The sequence below is a fragment of the Azorhizobium oxalatiphilum genome, assembly GCF_014635325.1.
GTDB classification, from domain to species: Bacteria; Pseudomonadota; Alphaproteobacteria; order Rhizobiales; family Xanthobacteraceae; genus Azorhizobium; species Azorhizobium oxalatiphilum.
The window spans coordinates 43,039-66,008 of the sequence record NZ_BMCT01000003.1; the positions used below are offsets into that span (position 1 = coordinate 43,039).

Here is a 22,970-nt window from a genome sequence, read left to right on the forward strand (position 1 = left end):
ATGGAAGGAATGAGTCCATGATCATCAGTAGTATGCAGACGATCGTCGACGGCTTCGTCTGGGGCCTGGTCACTCTTGCCTTCCTGGCGCCCGTCGTCGCTGGCCTGTTGGTGCTGGGGCGCATATCCGGTGTGCTGGATGACGTTGCGGACGACGAGGAGAAGGATGCCACCTCGCCAAAGGTGGACCGGCTGGCGTTGACTCCGCTGCCCTACCGCTACGTGTGGCGCGGCTGCTATGAAGGACAGGGGAGAACGTGACCGCCGCTGCCGCTGGCCCCGATGCCGCCATGGCGACGGAAGCCGCCGCCACGCGTGTCGCAGGTCTCATGCCTCCCTCCGTGGCGGATGCGCCGGGTAGCGGAGCGGCGCTGTGGGCATGTGCGGGCCTGATCGTGCTCGCGGCCCATGTGGGCGGCGCGCTCTGGCTGTTGCATGCACCCGCCGTGGTGCCCGCTGATGATATGCCGCCTGCGGCCATCATGATCGATCTGGCCGATACGCCGGAGGCCACGGCCACCGAGGAGACGGAGATCTCGCCTGATCTGGTGAGCACCGAGGCAAGCCACGCCGCCCAGCAGATGAAGGGCGCTGAGGCGCCCATACCGGAACAGACCACGCAGGCCGTGGAGGAGGTGTCCGAGGTGACGGAGCCTCTCGCCCCCGAGACTCCGCTGCCGGTCATCGAACAGGCCGAGGTGACGCTGCCGGTGGCCAAGCCCAAGCCCGCCGAACCCAAGCCTCCCGAGCCTGAACGCCCAAAGGAACGCAAGCCGGTCCAGCGGCGTCAGGAGGCGAGTACGGCTTCGGCGCAGGCGGTGCGCGCGCAGGCGCAGGTGACGCCCTCTGAACGTAATGCGGCCCGGCAGACAGCGTCGGGATTGATGTCCACACCGACACCGGCAGCCTGGAATGCCCGTCTCATGGCGCATCTGGAGCGACGCAAGAAATACCCGCCGGCCGCACGCAGTCGCCGCGAGAGCGGCACGGTCTTCGTGCGCTTTTCCCTCGATGAGAGCGGCAATGTCCTGACCGTGGCCCTCGCACGCTCCTCCGGCTTTCCGGACCTCGATGCCGAGGTGCTGGCGCTCGTCCGCCGGGCGTCCCCTGTTCCGCCGCCGCCAGCCGATGCCAACAGGACGATCACCGCGCCCGTCCGCTTCAGGGTCAATTGAGTGTCCGATCAGGACGCCGGATCGGCTGGAGGGCCTCCGACATCAGGTGACACAACGGTCCTGAGCTTGCCGAGGCGGCAGAGCCCAGCCCCTGCCGACGGAGTATCCGGTGGTGTGCCCGCTGCGGGCAGGATGTCCGAGCCGGGGGCGGACCAACTGACGGTTCTGAATAAACTTGGTGTTAGCGCGTCACGGTAAATCCGGGTGAGGTTCATGCTGCCGGGGGCATCATGAACCTCGCCCGGAGTCCGGCCCCGCGTGCCTCAGGCGGCGAGGCGGCCGCCGTCCCACGCGGTTTCGTAGAGGGCGATGATCTCCGTTTCCGACGGCACGCGCGGATTGTTGAGCGGCGTTCCGGAGGCGAGCGCCTGCCGGGCCATCTCGGGCAGCAGGCGGCGGTAGGCAGCCTCGTCGATGCCATAGGCCTTCGGGGTCGGCACCTTGAGGCGGGCGTTGAGCCCAACGAAGCCTTCCACCAGCGCCCGCCCGGCTTCCGCATCGGACGTTGTGCCATCGGCCCAGCCCAGCGCACGGGCCGCGGCGGCATAGCCGGGCAAGGCGGCATCCAGGGAGTATTCCGTCACCAGCGGCAGCAGCATGGCGTTGGAGAGGCCGTGCGGCACATGGAAGAAGGCGCCGATGGGCCGGGAGAGGCCATGCACCAGCGCGGTGGACGTGTTGGAGACGGCAAGGCCCGCATGGGTCGCCCCCAGCATCATGGCCTCGCGCGCGGCGCGGTTGCCGGGCTCTAGGCTGGCCGTCTCGAGATTGGCGCCGATGAGTTTCAGCGCGGAGAGCGCGAAGGCCTCCGCATGGGGATTGCGGTTCTTGTTGATCAGCGCTTCCAGCGCGTGGGTGAGCGCGTCGAGGCCGGTGTCCACGGTGACGCGGAACGGGCAGGAGAGCGTCAACTCATAATCGACGATGGCGGCGGCGGGCAGAGCGGCTGTGCCGAGGATCAGCATCTTCTCCTGCCCGGCGGTGTCGGTGATGACGCAGGCCCGCGTCACCTCGCTGCCGGTGCCGGCGGTAGTGGGGATGGCCACCATGGGCATGGTGGGCAGGTCGACGATGCGCGGCACCTTCAGCGCATGCACCTTCTCGCCGGTGCTGGCGATGATGGCGGCCGCCTTGGCGGTGTCGATGGCGCTGCCGCCGCCGAAGCCGATCACGCCATCGCGCCCGCCTTCACGGATGCGCGCCACGGCGCGGTCCACGCTCTCGTCGGTGGGGTCCTCCACCACGTCGGAGAACACCTCCAGATCGAGACCGGCCTCGCGCACGGCGGCAATGGCCCCGTCCGCGAGACCGAGGCGCAGGATGGTGGGGTCGATGACGAGGAAGGGGCGCGCCATGCCGAGGCGGCCGAGCAAAGCCGGCAACTGGGCGAGGCTGCCGCCGCCGATAAGAAGTTCGCGCGGGGTGAGGACGCGGTTCAGCATGGCCGATGTCTCCCGGTGAAAGGCGCGCTCAGCGCATGATGAAGGGATCGGGGATGGGGGCGTCTGACGTATTGATCCACACCGACTTGGTGCGGGTGTAGTCGCGGATGGAGTCCGCTCCCGCCTCGCGGCCGAGGCCGGAGAGGCCGTAGCCGCCGAAGGGGGCCATGGGCGAGACGGCGCGATAGGTGTTCACCCACACGATGCCCGCATGGATGCGCGCCACCATACGATGGCCCCGCGACAGGCTGCGGGTGAAGACGCCGCTGGCGAGGCCGAAGGCAGTGTCATTGGCCTTGGCGACCGCCTCATCCTCGGTGTCGAACGTGGTGGCGCTCAGCACCGGGCCGAAGAACTCCTCCCGGAAGCAGGGCAGATCGGCGCTCTGCGACAGCAGGATGGTGGGCTCCACATAGAAGCCGTGCGCCAACCCCTCCGGGCGTCCGCCGCCGGTGACGAGCTCCGCCCCGGCCTCGCGGCTGGCGCGGATGGTGGCTGCGATGTGGGCCACCTGCCTGGCGGTGGCCACGGGGCCCATCTCGGTCTCCATGGCCTGCGGGTCGCCGATGCGGATGCCCTTGGCCTTCTCCGAGAGGATGCCGAGGAAACGCTCCGCCACGCTGCGCTCCACCAGCAGGCGGGAGCCGGCGGTGCAGCTCTGGCCGCTGGCGGCGAAGATGCCGGCCACCACCGCATTGGCAGCGCTGTCGAGATCAGCGTCCGCGAACACCACCACTGGCGACTTGCCGCCCAGCTCCAGCGTGGTGAAGGCGAGGTTCTCCGCGCTGTTGCGCACGATGTGGCGGGCGGTGTGCGGGCCGCCGGTAAAGGCGATGCGGGAGACGAGGGGATGGGTGGTGAGCGTGCGCCCGCATTCCTCGCCGAAGCCGGTGATGACGTTCACCACGCCCGGCGGGAAGCCGGCCTCCTCCACCAGACGGGCGAAGGCGAGCAGCGGCGCGGGGCCTTCCTCGGAGGCTTTCAGCACCACCGCGCAGCCGGCGGCGAGCGCCGGGCCGAGCTTCACGGCGGAGAGGAAGAGCTGCGAGTTCCACGGCACGATGGCCGCCACCACGCCGATGGGCTCGTGGCGCAGGGTGACGTCGAGGTCCGGCTTGTCGATGGGCAGGACAGCGCCCTGCAGCTTGTCGGCGAGGCCACCGAAATAGCGGTAGTAGCTGCCCACATAGCCGATCTGCGCCCGCGTCTCGCGGATGATCTTGCCGGTGTCGCGGGTCTCAAGCTCCGCGATCTCCGCCGCATGGGCGGTGACGAGATCGCCCAGTCTGTAGAGCAGCCGCCCGCGCTCGGTGGCGGTCATGCGCGACCACGGACCCTCATACATGGCGCGGTGGGCGGCGCGCACGGCGCGGTCCACATCATCCGCGCTCGCCTGCGGCATGCGGGCCCACACCTCTTCGGTGGAGGGATCGATGCTGTCGAAGGCCTGCGCGGCGGGGCTGAAGGCGCCGTCGATGTACTGATCGAAGGTCCGGATTTCCGTCATGGCTTGATCGGCTCCAGTTTTTGCACCCCCGCATCCGCCTCGTTCAGGAAGGCGATGAGGCTGGCGTTGACCGCGTCGGGATGGGTGAGGGCCATCATGTGCCGCGCATCGGCCAGCACCTCGGCGCGGCCCTGCGGGGCACGCTCGGCCATCTGCCGCGACATGGCGGGGGAGGAATTGGGGTCGAATTCGGCAGTGTAGAACAGCGCCGGCATGGCGAGCGTGTGCAGCGTGTCCGCGAAGGCCTCGTCCGAGGTGGCGAACAGCCAGTAGGTGCGGCGATAGCCTTCCGCATCCACGGTGCGCAGGGCGCGGCTGGCGATGGCGGCCACATCCACCAGATGGGCCGGCACCGGATCGCCGAACCAGCGCTCCATGGTGGGGGCGATGGAGGCGGAAAAGCCCTTCTCCTCCAGCTCCGCCGCCCGCTCCCGCACCGCTATCTTGACCGCCTCGGGCCGGCAATAGACGGCGTTCATGGCGACGAGCCGGCTCACGCGGGCGGGATGGGACAGAGCGGTGTGGGTGGCCACCAGCGCGCCCATGGAATGGCCCACGAGCGCCGCCTGCGGCAGGCCGAGGGCATCGAGCAGGCCGATGACCGCGTCGGCATAATCATCCAGCGTGGCATCGGCCGGCGGCAGCAGGGAGCCGCCATGGCCGGGCATGTCCATGGCGATCACGTCATGATGGGCCGCCAGCGCGGCGATCTGGGGCGCCCAGATCTCCGCATTCATGCCGACGCCGTGGATCAGCACCACGGGGCTGCCGCTGCCGGTGCGCAGATAGCCGATCTCGCCACGCAGCGCGCCACCCCGCAGGGCGACGGGGGCGCGCGCGCGGCCGGGGAAGGAGGGCTCAGCCATGGAGGTCCTTCAGGGATTCGAGATCCTTGTAGCGGTCGCCGATGCGGTGGTGCGGACGTCCGCCGATGGAGGCGCCGAGCGCGACCACCAGTTCGTCGGGAGCGGGCGCATCGGGAATGGCGAAGTGCACGGTGAGGTAATGGGAGCGCCGGCCCTCGTCATGCTTGTCCATGAGCGGGATCATGATGGGTGTGTTCGGCCCGCCGCGCACATTGGTGAAGGCGAGATAGGTCTTGGCGCCCACCGCGCGGCGGAAATGGTTGCCGAAATGCAGGGTGTGGATGAGGGCGGAGGCGTGCTCGATCTCGCCGGCGGTGCCGCAGATGGCGGCCTTGCCATAGCCTTCCACCGCATCCCCGCCGCCGGTGCGGCGCAGGATCTCTTCGGTCAGCAGCGCGCCCAGCTCCGGCGCGATGGCCATGATCTCGGGCTTCAGGTCCTCCACGAAGCCGCGCCCGGCCCAGGGATTGGTGAGCACGGCGGCGGCGCCGAACAGATAGAGCGGGGAGGGCGCGGCCTTGCCGCCCTCGATGAGGGTCTTTTCCTCATATCCCACCAGTTTGCGGAGTTGCAGCATGGGTCGTCTCTCTAGGTTCTGTATTATGGTATGCCAAGCGAAGGCGGGCAGTTCGGCGTTGGGCCGGTCCGTCCCGCGTGGCGGGTGCTGATCAGTTGGTCAGTGCGACAGGATCTTGGACAGGAAGAGCTTGGCCCGGTCGCTCTGCGGATCCTCGAAGAAGCGCTGCTTCTGCGTGTCCTCGACGATCTCGCCGCGATCCATGAACACCACGCGGTCGGCCACCTTGCGGGCAAAGCCCATCTCGTGGGTGACGACCATCATGGTCATGCCTTCCTGTGCCAGCGAGACCATCACGTCGAGCACCTCGGTGATCATCTCGGGATCGAGCGCCGAGGTGGGCTCGTCGAACAGCATGGCGATGGGGTCCATGGCGAGCGCCCGGGCGATGGCGATGCGCTGCTGCTGGCCGCCGGAGAGCTGGCCGGGATATTTGTGGGAATGGGCGGTCATGCCGACGCGCTCCAGCAGCGCCTGCGCCTTGGCGCGGGCCTCGGAAGCCCCACGCTTGAGCACCTTCTCCTGTCCGATGCACAGGTTTTCCAGCACGTTCATGTGCGGGAACAGCTCGAAATGCTGGAACACCATGCCCACCTTGGCCCGCAGTGACGGAAGCTTGGTGGACGGGTCGGTGACGGCAGCGCCGTCCACCTTGATGGTGCCGTCATTCACCGGCTCGAGCCCGTTGACGCACTTGATGAGCGTGGACTTGCCGGAGCCGGACGGGCCGCAGACCACCACCACCTCGCCACGACGGACGGAGAGGCTGCAGTTCTTCAGCACCTGAAAGCCGGCGCCGTACCATTTGTTGACGGCGGCAATCTCGATCATGGGAGCAGTCGTATTCATCGGGGCCTCCTCACCGCTGCTCGCCAAGGGAGGCGGGTTCGCTGGCCTGGGCCTCGAAGGCGCGGCCGAACCGGCGTTCGATGCGCCGCTGCACCAGCTCCCAGACGGTGGTCATGACGAGATAATAGAGGGCGGCGACCACGAACAGCTCCAGCACCAGGAACTTCTCCTGGATCAACACCTGCGTGCGGCGGAGCAGTTCCTCCATGGAGATGATGGAGGCGATGGAGGTGGTCTTCAGCACGCCGTTCACCGAATTGCCCAGCGGCGGGATGATGATGCGGAAGGCCTGCGGGGCCACCACATAGCGCATCACCTGAAACTCGGTCATGCCGATGGCGCGGGCGGCATTCACCTGTCCGCGCGGCACGGCGGCGATGCCGGCGCGCACGATCTCGGACAGATAGGCCGCCTCGTTGAGGGTGAGGCCGATGAGCGTGGACTCAAGGACGGACAGCTTGATGCCCATCTGGGGCAGGCCGGTATAGATGATGATGAGCTGCACCAGCAGCGGCGTGCCGCGGAAGATCCAGGTGTAGAAATAGGCCGGCCCGGACAGGAACTTGTATTTCGACATGCGCATGACGGCGATGACGAAGCCGAGCATGAGGCCGAAGATCATCGAGAAGATGGTCAGGCCGAGCGTGATGAGCGCGCCTTCAAGGAGATAGGCGTTGGTGAGATATTCGAAGAATCCGTCCCAGTGCCAGCCTTTCACGGCGACCTCTTATCATCTGGTGTTGGCGCGCGCGTCAGGTCGCACGCGAGGGGCCGGCGGGGTGCGGGCCCCGCCGGATCGCGAATGAGCTTGCTGGAAGCCCGCGATGAGGATCCGGGACGTGGTGTCCCGGAAGCAGTTCAGGATTTGGGGCCGAGCACCTGCACGCCGCCCTCGGCGCGGCCGACGCCATACTGGTCGAGCAACTTGGCCAGCGAGCCGTCGGTTTCCATCTCGCGCAGCACGCCGGCCACCGCATCCGCCACCGCCTTGTCGCCGAAGGCCAGCGAGCCGGGGGTGGGATACATGCCGGAGAGAGCGTGGGTGAATTCGCCGCGCTCCTGATAGAGCTTGGCGACCGGGTCGATGGAGACGGCGGCGTCCACCTGTCCGGCGCGCAGTGCCTGATAGACGGTGGCGTAGCCGTCGAACAGCGCGATATCCATGGGGGCCAGCCCGCGCGTCTGAAACTCCTTGTTCAGGTCCTTCATCTTGCGCTCGGCATAGCCGCCGATGTCGGTGCTGATCTTCTTGCCGGAGAGGTCGTCCACCTTGGTGATGGGCGGGCCGGACTTCACGGCGGTGGAGATGCTGATCGCCAGATTTTCATAAGGGATCATGTAGAGCAGCTTCAGCCGCTCCGGGGTCACGAACAGGCCGGCGTTGATCATGTCCCAGCGCCGGCCCTGCAGGCCGGGGATCATGGCCGCATATTCGGTGCTCACATATTCCGGCTTCAGGCACAGGCGCTTGGCGATCTCATAGCCGAGGTCGATGCGCAGGCCCTTCAGCACGCCCTTCTGATCCGCATAGGCCATGGGCGGCAGGGTGGGGCTGGTGGCCATGATGAAGGTGCCGGGCTTGGACAGCAGGCTGTCGGCGATCTTCGGCTTGCACTCCTGCGCGCTGGCGGCAGAGGCCAGCGAGAGTGCCATCAAGGCACCGGCGGCACATGCCGCAAGCCGCGAGAGGGATGGCGTAACAGCCGTCCGGTTCCTACGCACAAACGCTTCTCGGTGGAGGTTCATGATCGTCGCCCGCTGGATTATTATGGCGTGCCGTAATATGGCATGCCAAAATGAGGGCCGCAACGAGGGATTTGCGTTTTCGTGGGTTCCTCACCCGCCGGAGCCTTGGTTGCGGCGGCGTAGATGTTGAGTTTTTGGCGCAGCTGCGTCAGGTGTCGGGTGAACGGGACGACATGACGATGACCACACTTCGAGAGCCTATGGAGCCCCTGCGGGTGGACCGGCCGGCGAAGACCCTGCGTGAGCTGGCGCTGGAGAAAATGCGCGAGGCGATTTTCTCGCAGCGCTTCAAGCCCGGCGCGCGGCTGGTGGAGCGCGACCTGTGCGAACAGCTCGGCGTGAGCCGTACCATCGTGCGCGAGGTGCTCCGGCATCTTGAGACCGAGGGACTGGTGGCGACCATGCAGGCGCGCGGCCCCATCGTCGCCCGCACCACGGCGGATCAGGCACGGCAGATCTACGAGATCCGGGGCGTGCTGGAGGGCAGCGCCGCCCGCGCCTGCGCCGAGCAGCAGGACCCTGCCGCCATCGCCGCGCTGGAGGCCTGCTTTGCCCGCATTAAAACGGCTTATGCGGGTGCGGACATGCCGGCGGTGCTGGAAGCCACCACGGAATTCTACCGCACCCTGTTCGCCGCTGCGGGCAAGGATATCGCCTGGGGCATCGTGAACTCGCTCACCGTGCGCATCAACCACCTGCGCTCCATGACCATCCAGACCTCAGGGCGCAGCGTGGATGGACCGGCACAGATGCAGCGTATCGTCGAAGCCATCAAGGCGGGGAAGGGCGATGAGGCCAATGCAGCCGCCCTGCAGCACGTGAAGAGCGCCTCAGCCATCGCCCAGCGCCTGCTGCAGGAGCAGGAAGAGGCCAGCCTCTGATAAGATCCGCCGGCAGGCCATTTCTCTCCGCGCACCGCGTCGTCCGTGTCCCTCAGGGCTGCGGTGGGCCAGCCGGAAGAGATGCTGCCGAGCCCGCGCGCTGCGGTTGCTGGCCATGTGCATGGCCTTGAGTGACTGCCGAACTGCCGATCCGGGCCGTCAGAAGTGCCATGCCACGCTTACGGTCGGACCATGCATGACGGCGTTGTAGCGGAAGGCTCCAGTCCGGTTTCCGGCCCCCTCGTAGTCCTCGTAAAGATAGCGATAGCCGATGGCGCTGGAGATGGACTTGGTCCACATGTAGCCGAGGCCCACATAGCCGTTGCTCGACAGCTTTGAGCCGACGTCGAAGCCGCCGATGTCGGCGGTCGCATTGACGAACCATTTTTCGTTGATGGTCCAATGGGCGACGAAGCCGATGGTGGGGTCAACCCATGATTTGCTCTGGCTGTCGGATGTGATCGTCGGCAGGGCGAACGGCGTCAGGCTCACGTCGGCGGACAGCCGCATGTAGCGGACCCCGCCTGTCAGTGCGAAGTCCATGTCGCTCCGGCCGGTAGGCAGCAGATAGCCCACGGCGCCTGTCACGATGGTCTGCGAGAGGTCGACGTCGGCGCTCGATCCGCCGTATGTGCCGACCTGTCTGCCTGCCGACAGGCGCGCGGCGACCACATCGAGCAGGAGCAGAAACTGGCCGTTCCGGGCCATGAACGTGCCCATGAAGGCACCGTCCAGATCCCCGAGCACATCGACGATCGAGTCATGCACGGGAACGGTGGGAAGATTGCGCACCCCAACGTCGCCGTCGATCGCGGTGAGCCATCCATAGAGGGTCGCCTGGAAGCGCCAGTCGGAGGGGACAGGCGTGGGTGGTGCGACCGCCGACGGTCCCTGGCTCGCCACGGGATCGGCCGCATGCACGGTGCCGCCCAGCATCGCCAGAACGAGTATCGTCGGGGTCGCGCGCCGCCCCCGGCGCGCTGCTCCCTTCAAGATCGCACATAGGCTCGTGCGCATTTGCCGTCTCCCTCCCTCTCACCTCCTCACCTGCCGCGATACATCCGCACCGCCGCTGCCAAAGGTGAGTGCCCACTCAACGGATGGGTCAGTCGACCTTCGTGATGGCAGGGATGATCCAAGAGCCGTCGAGGATCGAGGGGGTGTTCTCATCCGGCCAGTAGAGACGCATCATGAGGTCGAACCGCTCCTTGGGTGCGGGCAGCCAGTTGGCCTCCTTGCCCGGGCCGGGACTTTCGTTCTGGACGTAAATGATCAGTGACCCATCAGGCTCACGAACCGGGTTCGTGCGCAGGCTCATCGAGTAACGGTTGATGGGGTTGGCGACGAAGAACATGTCCTTGTCGTACATGGTCAGCGACCAGAAGCCCTTCACCGGGGGCAACTGGTTCGGTGCGAAACGCAGCTGGTACGTGTTTAAGCGCGCGAAGGAAACCGGCACGTTCGACCTCGCAAGGCGGTCGTGTCGTCCTCCGCGGTGAGCATCCCGCGCACAGAAACCATCGATCCTTCGATCATGATGCAGGGGAAATCCACCCCCTCAAAAGGCGTATCGCCTCTCCATCTTGCGGCACCGTCAAAATACGTAAGTCTTCATGATGATTCCGATCGTATAATTCTGTTTTCTCATCCCGAATTCGGTGTAAATATGGATCGAATTCGCTGATGCGTGCGGCAACTTCCCATCAAATGCTTGCAATGCGGAGCTGGGATTATGAGCACACCAATGAAGCGGACGGCATGCCTGTGGGCTGGGGTGGCTGCGCTGATCTCCATGTCCGTATCGGCACCGCCAGCCCTCGGGCAGCAACAACCTCCCGGCCGGCCCAATATCCTGTTCATCATGGGCGATGACATCGGCTGGATGCAGCCGGGTATCTATCATCGCGGCCTCATGGTGGGCGAGACTCCGAACATCGATCGCATCGGGCGGGAGGGAGCGGTTTTCACCGACTACTACGCCGAGCAAAGCTGCACCGCCGGCCGCAACGCCTTCTTCACGGGCATGCATCCCCTCAGAACAGGCATGATCCCGCCCCAGCTGCCCGGCAGCCCCTCCTATCTGAGGCCCGGCACGCCCGCACTTGCCCGGTTCCTCCTGGATCTCGGCTACACCACCGGCGAGTTCGGGAAGAACCATCTGGGGGACCATACGGACTCGCTGCCGACGGCACATGGCTTTCAGGAATTCTGGGGCTATCTGTACCATCTCGACGCGATGCAGGGGGTCAGCTTTCCCGACATCAACAAGTCACCGAGAGAGCAGACGGTCGCTCCGCCCTGCCGCAATACCCCGGTGCCCGGGCTTGCCGAGCCGGCTGGCGCCGTGGACCCGAAGACGACCATCTGCCTGACGCCGCCACGGCCGGTGCTCTCCTGCACGTCAGCGGATGGAACCGCTGCTGAGCAGGTATGCAAGGACGAAGGCCCCCTGACGCTGGAGCGCTCCAAGACGGTCGATGAGGAAATCTCGGCCAAGGTCACGGATTTCCTCGAACGCAATGATCCGCGCAAGACGAGCAAGCCTTTTTTCGTCTGGTACAATCCGGCGCGGATGCACATCACCACCGTTCTCTCCGACAAATATATGGGCATGGTGGGGGAGCCCGGCGGCAAGGATTGGGGCGTGAATGAAGCTGGCATGAAGCAGATGGACGACAACATCGGCGTCGTCTTGCAGAAGCTTCAGGATATGGGCCAACTGGACAATACGCTCATCGTCTTCACGACCGACAATGGCGCCGAGACCATCACCTTCCCCGATGGCGGCACCACGCCCTTCAAGGGGGGCAAGCTGTCGACCTGGGAAGGAGGCATGCGCGCGCCGCTTCTGGTGCGCTGGCCGGGGCACATTGCGCCCGGAACACTGAAGACGGAGATGTTCGCCTCGCTCGACTGGCTGCCGACGCTCGTCGATATTGCCGGCGGTGCAAAGGGCAACGACCTCAAGGCGCGGATTGAGAAGGGCAACTATCCGAACATCGTCAAGACCACGCTCGATGGCATCAACCAGCGCGCCTATCTCGAAGGGTCCTCGGAAAAATCCGGACGCGACACCTTCTTCTACTATTCCGGCAAGGACCCCTCGGCCGTTCGCTACAAGAACTGGAAAATGTACTTCGCGATGGTATCGGATGCGCCGGCCGGCTTCATCAGCGGTGTGGTGCCCTATCACTGGACGCAGGTGGTCAACATCAAGCGCGACCCGTTCGAGACTTCTGTCGGTGAACAGCTCAAGACGCTGACCGGCCTGGGCGGAGCGCTGGCCGGGCCCGTGACGGCCTATGTCTACGACTGGAACCTCCTGCCCATCGGCCAGGCCCTTTGGCTGAGGGAACTATCGACTTATATTGACTACCCGCCTCTCCAGGATCCCGCGAGCTACAATCTGGAGCAGGTGGTACAGCAGGTCCGGCAGATGAAAAGCGGCCGCGACTGACGCTGAACGGATGCGTGGCGCGATGTTCGATCGGGCCATCGCGGGATATGTGGGAGGCATCGGCGATGCGGATGACTTCGGCTGGCGCGAGGGGGCGCCGAACGCTGGCGATCCTGGCCTCCATCGTGGTTCTGGGGCTGGCCCTGACCACCGGCGGGGCGATCGGGCAGGCACCACCCCAGCCGGTAGCAGACGCGCTTCCCTCATGGAACGAGGGCTCGGCAAAGCGCGCGATCATCGACTTCATTCGCACGACGACCGACCCGGCCAGTCCCGGCTTCGTGCCGCCTCAGGATCGTGTCGCCACCTTTGATCAGGACGGCACGCTATGGACGGAACATCCCCTTTACACTCAGGTGCTTTATGCCTTCGCGCGCCTGCATCTACTGACCGAAGCGAAACCGGAACTCAGGCAGCGTGAACCCTTCAGGACGGTGCTCTCCGGCGATCGCGATGCCATCGCGAAACTCTCCCTTCACGACCTGGAGAAGGTTCTGGCGGTGACGCTCACCGGCATGTCGACGGAGACATTCCGGACCGAGGTGGCAGAATGGCTCGCGCATGCCCGCGATCCAAGGTGGAAGCGGCCCTATACCGAGCTGACATATGTGCCCATGCAGGAAGTGCTTGCCTATTTCCGGGCAAATGGCTTCCGCACCTATATCGTCACCGGCGGTGGCCAGGATTTCGTGCGGGTCTATGCCCAGGCCGTGTACGGCATCCCGCCGGAGCAAGTGGTCGGCACGGCGGGCGCCACCTCCTACACCTATGATGCGAACGGCAAGCCAGTCCTGATCAAGGAGCCGAAGCTGCTGCTCAACGACGATCAGGCCGGCAAGCCCGAGGGAATCCATTTCATGATCGGGCGCCGCCCGCAGGCATCCTTCGGCAACTCGACCGGCGACCGGCAGATGCTGGAATATGCCAGGGCCGGAGATGGGCCGCGCCTTGCAGTCCTTGTGCTGCATGATGATGCGTCGCGGGAGTATGCCTACGGCCCGGCGGAAGGGTTGCCTGACACGCATGTCGGCACGTTCACCGCCCAACTCCATGACGAAGCGATCAGGCAAGGCTGGACGGTGATCAGCATGAAGACGGATTGGAAGCGCATTTTCGCCTTCGATCCCTGAACCCGAGCGAGCGGCGAGGGCTGCCATGGGCAGGCTGACACGACAGCGACAGACGGCAGTTGGCGCCCCCGCCGAGATGCCGATGGTCTGGATCCGCGGCGGGACCTTCCTGATGGGATCCGATCACCATTACCCGGAGGAAAAACCCGTCCACCGCGTCATGGTCAGCGATTTCGCAATGGACGAGACGCCAGTCACGAACGCCCAGTTCCGGGCGTTCGTCGAGGGGACGGGGCACGTCACGTTTGCGGAGATCGTGCCTGATGCGAAGGACTATCCCGGCGCCCGACCCGAGATGCTCAAAGCGGGCTCGCTGGTCTTCGCTCCGCCGCCGCATCCCGTGAACCTGCGGGACTACAGCCAGTGGTGGGAATTCCGCTTCCGGGCCAACTGGCGCCGGCCCTATGGTCCCGGCAGTTCTATCAGGGGGCTCGACGACCATCCGGTGGTCCATGTCGCCTATAGCGATGCGACCGCCTATGCCGCATGGGCGGGCAAGGATCTGCCCACCGAGGCGGAATGGGAATATGCCGCGCGTGGCGGCCATGGGCAGACGGAGTTCGCATGGGGCGATGAACTGACGCCTGACGGTTGCCACATGGCCAATATCTGGCAAGGCGAATTTCCGCTCCAGAACCTTGGCACCGATGGGTTCGAGCGTACCTCGCCGGTGCGCACCTATCCGGCCAACCCGTTCGGCCTCTACGACATGATCGGCAATGTCTGGGAATGGACCTCGGACTGGTGGTCCTGCCGGCACCCGCAGGATGCAGCGAAGGCATGCTGCGTGCCACAAAATCCGCGCGGCGGCGCGTTGGAGGGCAGCTACGATTCCCGCCAGCTAAACGTGCGCATTCCGCAAAAGGTGCTCAAAGGCGGATCGCATCTGTGCGCACCGAATTACTGCCGCCGCTATCGCCCCGCCGCGCGACATGCCGAAGCGGTGGACACATCGACCAGCCATGTGGGGTTTCGGTGCGTGCGCAGGGGCGCCTGACGCGGGCGGGCATGCGGAGGGTGGTGAGGCTGGTCTCTAGCCGCCAGAAATGGTGGTGGCGAACCGAGTGGCAAACCACCCTAGCCAACCAGCAGCTAAGCCATTGATCTCAATGAAGAGTGGCGCTCCCAAGGGGACTCGAACCCCTGTTTTCGCCGTGAGAGGGCGACGTCCTAGACCGCTAGACGATGGGAGCCTGCGCGGAAGGCGCTCTACATATCCGCAACAGGGCAGGGCGGCAAGCCCCTCATGCGCTCCATCCACATTCGCTCCAAATCCCTGTGGAAAAAACGCAAACGCCCCGCAGCTATTCCACGCTCCAAGGGCTCAGTCCCGGCCGCATGAGGGCAGGCCGGGGCCGGGCTCTCAGGCCGGGCGGGGGCGCTGGCCGAACAGGGCGCTGCCGACGCGCACATGGGTCGCGCCCTGATGGATGGCCACCGGGAAATCCGCGCTCATGCCCATGGAGAGGCCGGAAAGCCCGTTGCGGGCGGCGATCTCCGCCAGAAGCGCGAAATGCGGCGCCGGTACATCTTCCGCCGGCGGAATGCACATGAGGCCGCGCACGTCGAGGCCGGCCTTGTCGCGGCATTCGGCGATGAAGGCGTCGGCGTCCTGCGGCAGCACGCCGGCCTTCTGCGGCTCGGCACCCGTGTTCACCTGCACGAACACCGGCAGACGGCGGCCCTGCCGTGCCATCTCCTCGGCCAGCGCATAGGCGATCTTCGGCCGGTCCACGGTGTGGATGGCATCGAACAGCGCCACCGCCTCGGCCGCCTTGTTGGATTGCAGCGGGCCGATGAGATGAACCTCCAGCCCCGGCTGCCGCGCCCGCAGGGCCGGCCACTTGTCGCGGGTTTCCTGCACGCGGTTCTCGCCGAATACGCGCTGCCCGGCGTCAATGATTGGCCAGATTTCGTCCGCGCCGAAGGTCTTTGATACAGCAATCAGGCTGACGGCATCGGTCGGGCGACCGCCGTCGCGGCAGGCCAGATCCATGGCGGCGCGAATATCCGCCAGCCTTTCGGCCGCCGACATCATAAGCGGACGGGCATCAGGCACGGGACAGCTCCGCCAGTATCATGGTCATCTCCGCTTTGTTCGGTAGGTGCTCCCTTTTGCACCAGGATTTGGCTAGAAGGGAAGCGACTTCACCGTTTCAACAAGGGTTGAGAAAGGGTTGTCCGGGGTATGGTGGGCCAGACGCAAGCTGAGGCATCGGGGCATCCGGAGGCGGTGACGCCTGCCGCGCGCCGTCGCGGCAGTAGCATCCGCCTGCGCCTCATGCTGCTCATCCTGCTGGTGACCATTCCGGTTTCGGCCGAACGCCTCCTCAGCCTGTTCAACCAGCGCTCCGACCAGATCGCCGATACCGAGCTGACGCTGCGCAATATCGCCGTGCGCGCGGCCCTCGCCCAGCAGGAGGCGTTCGCCTCGGCCACCGCCATGCTGGAGGTGCTGAGCCGGCAGGCCGGGCTGCTGCTGCGCGAGCCCCAGGTCTGCCAGCGCCTTGCCGAACGCCTCAATGGCGAGGTGGTGGGCATTCAGGGGGTCTATTTCGCCAGTCCCGAGGGGCGGGTGCTCTGCGCCTCCTCGCGCTCCGCCGTGGGGGCGGATATTTCCGACAAGGCCTATCTCGCCCGGGCGCTGACCAGCAACCAGCCGGTCCTGAGCGATCTGGCGCGCGGGTCGTCCACTCTGTCCCCGCTCGTGCTGTCCAAGACCGACCGGGACGAGAACGGCCAGCCGCTGGCAGTGGTCATCGTCGGCCTCGACCTGCAATGGCTCTCGCGAATCGCCGCCGAGGCGGGCGCTGCGGCGGGCGTGGTGGTGGATGTGATCGACGCGCAGGGCACGGTTCTGGTGCGCTATCCGCAGACCCCGGACATCGTCGGCCGCAACTTCGCGGGCACGCCCATGGTGCGTGCCACCGCCGCCCGCGACGAGGGCAATGCCCGGGTCACTGGGCTCGATGGCGTGAAGCGCTTCATCGCCTTCGCGCGTTTCGCCGGCACCGATGCCCGCCTCGTGGTGGGCATGGACGATGCCAGCATCCTTGCCCCCATCGATCAGGAGATCATGTCCTCCATCGTGATGCATCTCACCGTGGTGCTGGGGGTGCTGATCGTCACCTGGTTCGCGGCGGATCGGCTGGTGGTGCAGCCGATCCAGCGGCTGGCGGCCCATGTGGCGGCGCTGGGGGAGGGCGATGCCGGCGCGGATGCGCTGCAGCCGGATGCGCTCGGCACCGTGGGGGTGCAGGAGTTCGAGCCGCTGGTGCGGGCCTTCTCAGATCTCGGCGACCGCCTGTCCGAGCGCACCGCCGCCCTGCAATCGCTGAACGGGCGCCTTGCCGCGCTGGCCCGCACCGATGGGCTGACCGGCCTTGCCAACCGGCGCACCTTCGACGTGCAACTGTCCGAGGACTGGGTGGGGAGCCGTGAGGCGGAACGGCCGCTGGCGGTCATCCTCATCGATGTGGACGGTTTCAAGCTCTATAACGACGCGCTCGGCCATCTGGCGGGCGACGAGGCGCTGCGCGCGGTAGCCCGCATGCTGCTGGCGGCGGTGGCTGGCACGCCCTATCTCGCCGCGCGCTATGGCGGCGAGGAGTTCGTGGTGCTGCTGCCCGACAGCAATCTGGACACCGCCCGCGACGTGGGCGAGGACATCCGCCGCCTTGTGCTGTCGCTGGGCATCCAGCATCCCGGCATGGCGTCGAAGCGGCTCACGGTCAGTGTGGGTGTCGCAGCGGCGGTGCCCAGCGAGACGGACTCGCCGGACGGGCTGCTGGCAGCGGCCGACGTGGCGCTCTACGAGGCCAAGGGGCTGGGACGCAACCGCGTGGTTGCCTATGGGGGCAAGCCCATCGGTTGAGTGCCGATGGGCCGAACGCTCCCCGCGTGCGCGTCAGGGCGCCCGGTAGAACAGCATGCCGCCATGGTGCAGCACGCCCTCGATGAAATCGCCATCGGCGGTAAAGCCGGTGTCGTCCCAATACTCGATATGGGTGCCCGTCACTTCGTAGCGCCCCTGATAGGCGCTGGCGCGGTTGCCCCGCGCCTCGTCATAACGCCCGTTGGGCAGCAGCTCGTGGCGGATGTGGCCGTCGCCCGTCACCCACATGCCGAGATAGGGATGGGTCTGGGGTGCCGTGGCTGTGGCGGGTTTTGTCATGGGCGTCTCCGCATGAAGGACGTGGGGGGAGAGGGCGGCCGCGAGCGCAGCGGCGATGAGGGATCTGCGCATGGGCGGTCTCCTCATGGCGTCTTCGGCGCGGCGGCGCGGCGCTCGGCGAAGAGTTCGGAGAGGACCGCAGACGCGGCCAGCGCGCGCGGAAAGCCGGCAGGCACCGTCACCATGTAGATGACCTCCTTCAGTTCCTCCTCGCTCACACCGATGTTGAGGGCATAAGCGGCGTGGATCTTCATCACCCCCGTCTCGCCCAGCGCAGCCATGGCGGCGACGGCGGCGATCTGCCGGGTACGGGTGTCGAGGCCGGGGCGGCTCCACACATCGCCCAGCGCATAAGCTTCGGTGGCCTCAGCGAGGAATGGGAATTCCTTGCGCAGCCGCTCCAGATTGGGCTGCGGCTGGCCGTTGTTCAGGGTGCGGATCACGGCATCGCCGCGCCGCGCGCGCTCCTCCGTAGTGTCGGCCAGCGCCCCTAAGGGAGCGCCCACGAGCATGAGGGCGGCACTGATGGCCAAGGCGGGACGGGTCAGGGTGTCGTACGACATGTGGCCTCCTCTCAATTGGCGGTGGGGCGGACGACGATCTCGTTCACGTCCACGTCCGCCGGCTGCTCGATGGCGAAGCGCACGGCGCGGCCGATGGCGTCCGGCTTCAGGCCGATGGCGCGGTAGGTCTTCATCAGCTCCGCTGCGGCGGGGTCGGTGATGCTGTCGGCCAGCTCGCTCTCCACCACGCCGGGATGGATGCAGGTGACGCGGATGTCCTTGTTCTCCTGCCGCAGGCCGTCGGAAATGGCGCGCACGGCGAACTTGGTGGCGCAATAGACCGCCGCCGTGGGCGAGACCGCCAGCGCGCCGATGGAGGCGATGTTGATGATCTGGCCGGACTTGCGGGCCAGCATCTCCGGCAGCACGGCGGCGATGCCGTTCAGCACGCCCTTGATGTTCACGTCCACCATGCGGTTCCACTCGTCCAGCTTCAGCGAGGACATGAGGGAGAGCGGCATCACGCCGGCATTGTTGACGATCACGTCCACCCGCCCGAAGGCGGCGCGGGCAGCCTCCGTGAAGGCGGCCACATCCGCCGCGTCGGTGACGTCGAGCCGGCGGGTGCGGACCTGCCCACCCTCCGCGTTGAGTTCGGAGGCGAGGGCGTCGAGCCGGTCGGTGCGGCGGGCGCCGAGCATGAGCCTGGCACCGGCCGCAGCCAGTTCGCGGGCGATGCCGGCGCCAATGCCGCTGGAGGCGCCGGTGATGAGAACGACTTTGTCCATGCAGGTCTCCCGTTGCTGTTGCAGGAGAGATAGCGCCGGGGCATTGTCGCCATAAGCCGTCGATGGCTTGATGGACTGGTAAGGAAATCTAACCAGTGGTGCCGGATCTCAATGCCCTGTCCGCCTTCGTCCTCGTGGCGCAGGAGAAGAGTTTTCGTGCGGCGGCGGACCGGCTGGGCGTGACCCGCTCGGCAGTGAGCCAGACTATCCGCAAGCTGGAGGAGGCGCTCAGCCTGCGCCTCGTGGAGCGCACCACCCGCAGCGTGCGCCTGACCGAGGCGGGCGAGCGCCTCTATGCCGACGTGGTGCCGGCCATCGCCGACGTGGGCGCGGCGCTGACGGCGACCGAGGCCCTGCGCGGTCGTCCCGGCGGGCAGTTGCGCCTCGCCGTCTCATCCATTGCCGAGAGTTTTCTGTCGGGGCCGGTGCTGGCGGCCTTCGCTGAGGCCTTCCCCGACATCCAGCTCGACATCACGGTGACGGACGAGGAGTTCGACATCGTGGCCGAGGGCTATGATGCGGGCGTGCGGCTTGGCGAGGTGATCGCGCAGGACATGGTAGCCGTGCCGGTGTTTGGCCCGGAGCGGCAGCTTGCGGTGTGTGCGCCGTCCTATCTCGCGCGGGCGGGCGCGCCGGCCCATCCGCGAGAGCTTTCCGCCCATCGCTGCATCGGCTGGCGGCCGGCGCCTTATACCGCGCCCTATCGCTGGGAGTTCGGGGAGGGCGGCCTGGAGTTCAGCGTGGATGTGGAGCCGGAGATCACCACCAACGACATGCAATTGATGATCCGCCTCGCGGTGGCGGGGGCCGGCATCTCCTTCGGCATGGAGGAGACGTTCCGTCCGGCGCTCAGGCGGGGCGAGCTGGTGGCACTGCTGGAAGACTATTGCCCGTACTTCCCCGGCTTCTTCCTTTATTACCCGAGCCGCCGCCTGATGGCGCCCAAGCTGCGCGCGCTGGTGGATCATCTGGCGGTCCAGCGGCGGCGAGGCACAGCGGCTTAACTCACAGCCGCCGCACCGTCCTCAGCGCCCCGGCCGCCGCCGCGATGCGCTCCAGCGCAGGCCCAAGGGGCTCGCGGGCGACCATCATGTGGTGGGCGTTGGCGTGGAGCAGGGTGGCCTCATCCTCCACGATCCCCACATGGCCGGCCCAGAACAGCAGGTCGCCGCGCCGGAACGGGCCGGCGTTGTCCACGCTCTCGCCCAGCGCCGCCTCCTGCATATCGCTGTCGCGGGGAGCCTGGACGCCGGCAACGCCGAGGCTCGCCTGCACGAGGCCCGAGCAGTCGATGCCGAGGCTGGAGCAGCCGCCCCACAGATAGGGCGTGCCGAGAAAGCCCGCCGCCACGTCCACATAGTCGGGGGCCGTCTCGTCCAGCGCCATCACATGGGCGGCGGGTACGGCGCCGCGATCGGTGACGGCGAACTTGCCCCGGATATCGCGCACATGGAGCAGCGCGCCGGTGACGAGGGTGGCCACCGGCGGCAGCTTGATGTCGAGGCCGGGGAACAGGAAGGTGCGCAGCGCGCGCACCTTGTGGGTCGGCGCGGGGCCGAGCGGGCCGATGGCGATGGTGGGCATGTAGCCCACATAGCCGTCGCGCCCGAGCTGCACCCAGGACCAGCCCTCGATGTCGTCCTCGAAGGCTGTGACCGTCTCGCCATAGAGCGCCTCGGTGTCCAGCATGCCGTCCGGCCGGGGCAGGCGGCGCAGCGGGGCCACGTCCGCGAACACGCGGCGCACCTCGCCCTCCACAAAACGGGGGGCGTCCACTACGCCCTGAAGCGTGGCGGCGGCGAGGTCCGGCCGGGCCGGGGTGAGGCGGCGGTCGCGGGGGGCGCTCATGGTCTCAGCCATAACGCTCGGCCAGCAGCGCATCGAGGGCGCGGATGGTCTGGGCCTCGCCGCCTTCCGGCCGGCCGGGGCGGGTGGAGGGGTTCCAGGCATAGATGTCGAGATGCAGCCACGACTTCGCCGATCCCACGAAGCGCTTCAGGAACAGCGCCGCCGTGATGGAACCTGCGAATCCGCCCGCACCCGCATTGTTGATGTCGGCGATCTTGCTGTCGATCATGGCCGTGTAGGGCTGCCACAAGGGCATGCGCCACAAAGGATCGCTCTCCGCCTTGGCATGGCGGGCGAGATCGGCGGCGAGCGCGTCGTCATCCGTGTAGGCGGGCGGCAACTGCGGGCCCAGCGCTACGCGGGCGGCGCCGGTCAGCGTCGCGAAATCAATGAGAAGCTCCGGGGATTCCTCATCCGCCAGCGCCAGCGCGTCGGCGAGGATGAGGCGGCCTTCGGCGTCGGTGTTGCCGATCTCCACGGTGACGCCCTTGCGGCTGCGGAACACGTCGCCGGGGCGGAAGGCGTTGCCGGCGATGGCATTCTCCACCGCCGGGATGAGCAGGCGCAGACGCACCTTCAGCCCGCGCGCCATGATCATGAGCGCGAGGCCGAGAGCATTGGCGGCGCCGCCCATGTCCTTCTTCATCAGGATCATGCCGGCGGAGGTCTTGATGTCGAGGCCGCCGGTATCGAACGCGACGCCCTTGCCCACCAGCGTCACCTTGGGGGCATCGGGATCGCCCCAGGTGAGGTCGATGAGGCGCGGCGCGCGGGTGGCGGCGCGGCCGACCGCATGGATGAGCGGGAAATTCTCCTCCAGCAGCGCATCGCCCACGATCACGTTCAGCTCAGCCCCGAAGCGGGCGGCGAGCGCGCGGGCGGCATCCTCGATCTCGGCCGGGCCGAGGTCGTTGGCGGGCGTGTTCACGAGATCGCGCACCAGCGTGACGGCTTCCACCGTGCGGGCCAGCGCCTGTGCATCCGCACCGGTTGGCGGCACGAGGGCCACCTCGCGGGCGGGCCGGCTGCGATAGCGCTCGAAGCGGTAGGTGCCGAGCGCGAAGGCGAGCGCAGAGAGGGCCGGCACGTCGCCCTCGAGGCGGTAGGTGCCGGGGGCGATCTGCGTGGGCAGGCTGCCGGCGGCAAACGCCTCGCCATCCGGCCCGAGGCCGAAGAGATAGCCCGCCAGCGCGCCATCGGCGCCGGGCACGGGCAGCAGCTTGCCGGCCTCGCCGGTGAACTTCGCGCTGTCGGCGAAGCGGCGGGCGGCCTCGGGCAAAGGGGCGGCGGCGAAGCCATCGGGCGTGACGCACCAGATGGGCAGGCTCGTAGCATCCGCCGGGGCAATGGACTGGGACATGAAAACACTCCCCAAGGGCAGCCGTGGGACAGGCTGCGCGACCGAGATTCGGCGCCCTTCAGACCGTCAAACCGGGCCGGTTTGATGGCGGCGCGGAACGATCCACGGCTCAGACCAGGGCAGGTAGCACGAATTGAAGAGGGACGGGGAAAGCCGTCAGAGCGCGAAGGGGGCGGCGAGCGCGATGCTGGACTGGGGAAACAGAACCAGCCCGCCGAATGCCAGCGCCACTCCATAGGGGAGGCCGCGCGCAAGGCCCGCGTCGGCCGGATGCCCGGCGGCGGCATTGCGCCGCGCGGCGAGCGTGACGGCAGCTACCAGAAGGCCGCCGAGACCACCGCAGATGAGCACGAAGACGGGAAACTGCGTCGGATCGAGCCACAGCGCCGTGGCGGCGGCCAGCTTGGCGTCGCCCGCGCCGATCACATCCTCCGCGAACAACGCGAACCCCACCGCCAGCAAAGCGCCGGCCAGAACGAGGCGCAGCGGCACGTCGGCCACATGGCCGAGGGCGGCGAGCACACCGAAGCCGAGCAGGAGCGCCAGCACCACCAGATTGGGAATGGTGCGGCTATAGAGATCGCTGGCGAGCGCGGTGACGAGGGCCACCGGAAGCAAGGCGCTGGCGATCAGCTCGGCCGCGAGGGCGGTGGGCATGGCGGCGGAGC

The 22,970-nt window shown here is 67.1% G+C and carries 24 protein-coding genes and 1 tRNA gene; 8 read left to right on the forward strand and 17 right to left on the reverse strand.

The features are described 5' to 3' along the window. Positions 1-17 precede the first annotated feature (17 nt). Both IEW24_RS12190 and IEW24_RS12195 read left to right on the forward strand, forming a co-directional pair. Positions 18-260 carry a hypothetical protein gene (locus IEW24_RS12190; RefSeq protein ID WP_188578919.1) on the forward strand — a complete coding sequence of 81 codons (243 nt, stop codon included), beginning with the start codon at positions 18-20 and terminating at the stop codon, positions 258-260. Then, positions 257-1,174, forward strand: a complete 918-nt coding sequence (locus IEW24_RS12195; RefSeq protein WP_244644346.1) for an energy transducer TonB family protein — start codon at positions 257-259, stop codon at positions 1,172-1,174. Before IEW24_RS12190 ends, IEW24_RS12195 begins: the two co-directional genes overlap by 4 nt. A gap of 263 nt (positions 1,175-1,437) precedes the next feature. On the opposite strand, the gene IEW24_RS12200 is transcribed toward IEW24_RS12195, so the two are convergent. From IEW24_RS12200 to IEW24_RS12230, 7 genes are all read right to left on the reverse strand, one after another. After that, the gene (locus IEW24_RS12200; protein WP_188578921.1) at positions 1,438-2,616 is read right to left on the reverse strand and encodes an iron-containing alcohol dehydrogenase; all 1,179 of its coding nucleotides are present in this window, start codon (positions 2,614-2,616) and stop codon (positions 1,438-1,440) included. 28 nt (positions 2,617-2,644) lie between these two features. Continuing rightward, the gene (locus IEW24_RS12205) at positions 2,645-4,114 is read right to left on the reverse strand and encodes an aldehyde dehydrogenase (RefSeq protein ID WP_210324210.1); all 1,470 of its coding nucleotides are present in this window, start codon (positions 4,112-4,114) and stop codon (positions 2,645-2,647) included. 5 nt (positions 4,115-4,119) lie between these two features. After that, a complete protein-coding gene (locus IEW24_RS12210; RefSeq protein WP_188578925.1) occupies positions 4,120-4,989 on the reverse strand; it encodes an alpha/beta fold hydrolase in 870 nt (289 codons plus the stop codon). After that, on the reverse strand, positions 4,982-5,566 hold the full coding sequence (locus tag IEW24_RS12215) for an amino acid synthesis family protein (protein WP_188578927.1): 585 nt from the start codon (positions 5,564-5,566) through the stop codon (positions 4,982-4,984). Before IEW24_RS12215 ends, IEW24_RS12210 begins: the two co-directional genes overlap by 8 nt. Positions 5,567-5,665: 99 nt before the next feature. Beyond that, positions 5,666-6,397, reverse strand: a complete 732-nt coding sequence (locus tag IEW24_RS12220) for an amino acid ABC transporter ATP-binding protein (RefSeq protein ID WP_188579680.1) — start codon at positions 6,395-6,397, stop codon at positions 5,666-5,668. A gap of 28 nt (positions 6,398-6,425) precedes the next feature. After that, a complete protein-coding gene (locus IEW24_RS12225) occupies positions 6,426-7,133 on the reverse strand; it encodes an amino acid ABC transporter permease (protein WP_188578929.1) in 708 nt (235 codons plus the stop codon). A 140-nt stretch (positions 7,134-7,273) separates the two neighbouring features. Next, positions 7,274-8,068: an ABC transporter substrate-binding protein gene (locus IEW24_RS12230; protein WP_244644348.1), complete on the reverse strand. Its 795-nt coding sequence runs from the start codon at positions 8,066-8,068 to the stop codon at positions 7,274-7,276. 272 nt (positions 8,069-8,340) lie between these two features. Here IEW24_RS12230 and IEW24_RS12235 point away from each other — a divergent pair, with 272 nt between their 5' ends. Further along, positions 8,341-9,042: a GntR family transcriptional regulator gene (locus tag IEW24_RS12235; protein WP_244644350.1), complete on the forward strand. Its 702-nt coding sequence runs from the start codon at positions 8,341-8,343 to the stop codon at positions 9,040-9,042. Positions 9,043-9,201: 159 nt separating this feature from the next. Here IEW24_RS12235 and IEW24_RS12240 read toward each other — a convergent pair whose 3' ends face one another. Next, a complete protein-coding gene (locus IEW24_RS12240; protein WP_188578933.1) occupies positions 9,202-10,059 on the reverse strand; it encodes a hypothetical protein in 858 nt (285 codons plus the stop codon). 88 nt (positions 10,060-10,147) lie between these two features. Continuing rightward, a complete protein-coding gene (locus tag IEW24_RS12245) occupies positions 10,148-10,501 on the reverse strand; it encodes a DUF1214 domain-containing protein (RefSeq protein WP_308468746.1) in 354 nt (117 codons plus the stop codon). A 333-nt stretch (positions 10,502-10,834) separates the two neighbouring features. On the opposite strand from IEW24_RS12245, the gene IEW24_RS12250 reads away from it, so the two are divergent. From IEW24_RS12250 to IEW24_RS12260, 3 genes are all read left to right on the forward strand, one after another. Next, positions 10,835-12,499 (forward strand): arylsulfatase, encoded by a 1,665-nt coding sequence (locus IEW24_RS12250; protein ID WP_244644407.1) that lies wholly within the window; start codon positions 10,835-10,837, stop codon positions 12,497-12,499. 65 nt (positions 12,500-12,564) lie between these two features. Next, on the forward strand, positions 12,565-13,629 hold the full coding sequence (locus tag IEW24_RS12255; protein WP_188578937.1) for an HAD family hydrolase: 1,065 nt from the start codon (positions 12,565-12,567) through the stop codon (positions 13,627-13,629). A gap of 82 nt (positions 13,630-13,711) precedes the next feature. Next, positions 13,712-14,626 carry a formylglycine-generating enzyme family protein gene (locus IEW24_RS12260; RefSeq protein ID WP_188579684.1) on the forward strand — a complete coding sequence of 305 codons (915 nt, stop codon included), beginning with the start codon at positions 13,712-13,714 and terminating at the stop codon, positions 14,624-14,626. Between the two features lie 120 nt (positions 14,627-14,746). Here the strand turns inward: IEW24_RS12260 and IEW24_RS12265 are convergent. Together IEW24_RS12265 and IEW24_RS12270 are read right to left on the reverse strand one after the other, a co-directional pair. Next, a tRNA-Glu gene (locus tag IEW24_RS12265) sits at positions 14,747-14,822 on the reverse strand. A 170-nt stretch (positions 14,823-14,992) separates the two neighbouring features. Then, a complete protein-coding gene (locus IEW24_RS12270) occupies positions 14,993-15,688 on the reverse strand; it encodes a YggS family pyridoxal phosphate-dependent enzyme (RefSeq protein WP_373870051.1) in 696 nt (231 codons plus the stop codon). 174 nt (positions 15,689-15,862) lie between these two features. Between IEW24_RS12270 and IEW24_RS12275 the strand changes: the two genes are divergently transcribed. After that, the gene (locus IEW24_RS12275) at positions 15,863-17,503 is read left to right on the forward strand and encodes a sensor domain-containing diguanylate cyclase (protein WP_188578939.1); all 1,641 of its coding nucleotides are present in this window, start codon (positions 15,863-15,865) and stop codon (positions 17,501-17,503) included. Between the two features lie 33 nt (positions 17,504-17,536). On the opposite strand, the gene IEW24_RS12280 is transcribed toward IEW24_RS12275, so the two are convergent. The 3 genes from IEW24_RS12280 to IEW24_RS12290 all read right to left on the reverse strand — a co-directional run bounded on the left by IEW24_RS12280 (position 17,537) and on the right by IEW24_RS12290 (position 19,094). Then, a complete protein-coding gene (locus IEW24_RS12280) occupies positions 17,537-17,875 on the reverse strand; it encodes an Atu4866 domain-containing protein (RefSeq protein ID WP_188578941.1) in 339 nt (112 codons plus the stop codon). An 11-nt stretch (positions 17,876-17,886) separates the two neighbouring features. Next, positions 17,887-18,315 carry a carboxymuconolactone decarboxylase family protein gene (locus tag IEW24_RS12285; protein WP_210324213.1) on the reverse strand — a complete coding sequence of 143 codons (429 nt, stop codon included), beginning with the start codon at positions 18,313-18,315 and terminating at the stop codon, positions 17,887-17,889. Positions 18,316-18,377: 62 nt separating this feature from the next. Continuing rightward, positions 18,378-19,094: an SDR family oxidoreductase gene (locus IEW24_RS12290; RefSeq protein ID WP_188578945.1), complete on the reverse strand. Its 717-nt coding sequence runs from the start codon at positions 19,092-19,094 to the stop codon at positions 18,378-18,380. A gap of 95 nt (positions 19,095-19,189) precedes the next feature. Between IEW24_RS12290 and IEW24_RS12295 the strand changes: the two genes are divergently transcribed. Continuing rightward, a complete protein-coding gene (locus IEW24_RS12295; protein WP_188578947.1) occupies positions 19,190-20,098 on the forward strand; it encodes a LysR family transcriptional regulator in 909 nt (302 codons plus the stop codon). Between the two features lies 1 nt (position 20,099). Here the strand turns inward: IEW24_RS12295 and IEW24_RS12300 are convergent, their stop codons facing one another. From IEW24_RS12300 to IEW24_RS12310, 3 genes are all read right to left on the reverse strand, one after another. After that, the gene (locus IEW24_RS12300; protein ID WP_244644352.1) at positions 20,100-20,942 is read right to left on the reverse strand and encodes a C40 family peptidase; all 843 of its coding nucleotides are present in this window, start codon (positions 20,940-20,942) and stop codon (positions 20,100-20,102) included. Positions 20,943-20,946: 4 nt separating this feature from the next. Beyond that, the gene (locus IEW24_RS12305) at positions 20,947-22,302 is read right to left on the reverse strand and encodes a leucyl aminopeptidase family protein (protein ID WP_188578952.1); all 1,356 of its coding nucleotides are present in this window, start codon (positions 22,300-22,302) and stop codon (positions 20,947-20,949) included. 156 nt (positions 22,303-22,458) lie between these two features. Next, positions 22,459-22,959 (reverse strand): A24 family peptidase, encoded by a 501-nt coding sequence (locus IEW24_RS12310; protein ID WP_188578954.1) that lies wholly within the window; start codon positions 22,957-22,959, stop codon positions 22,459-22,461. Positions 22,960-22,970: the final 11 nt, after the last annotated feature.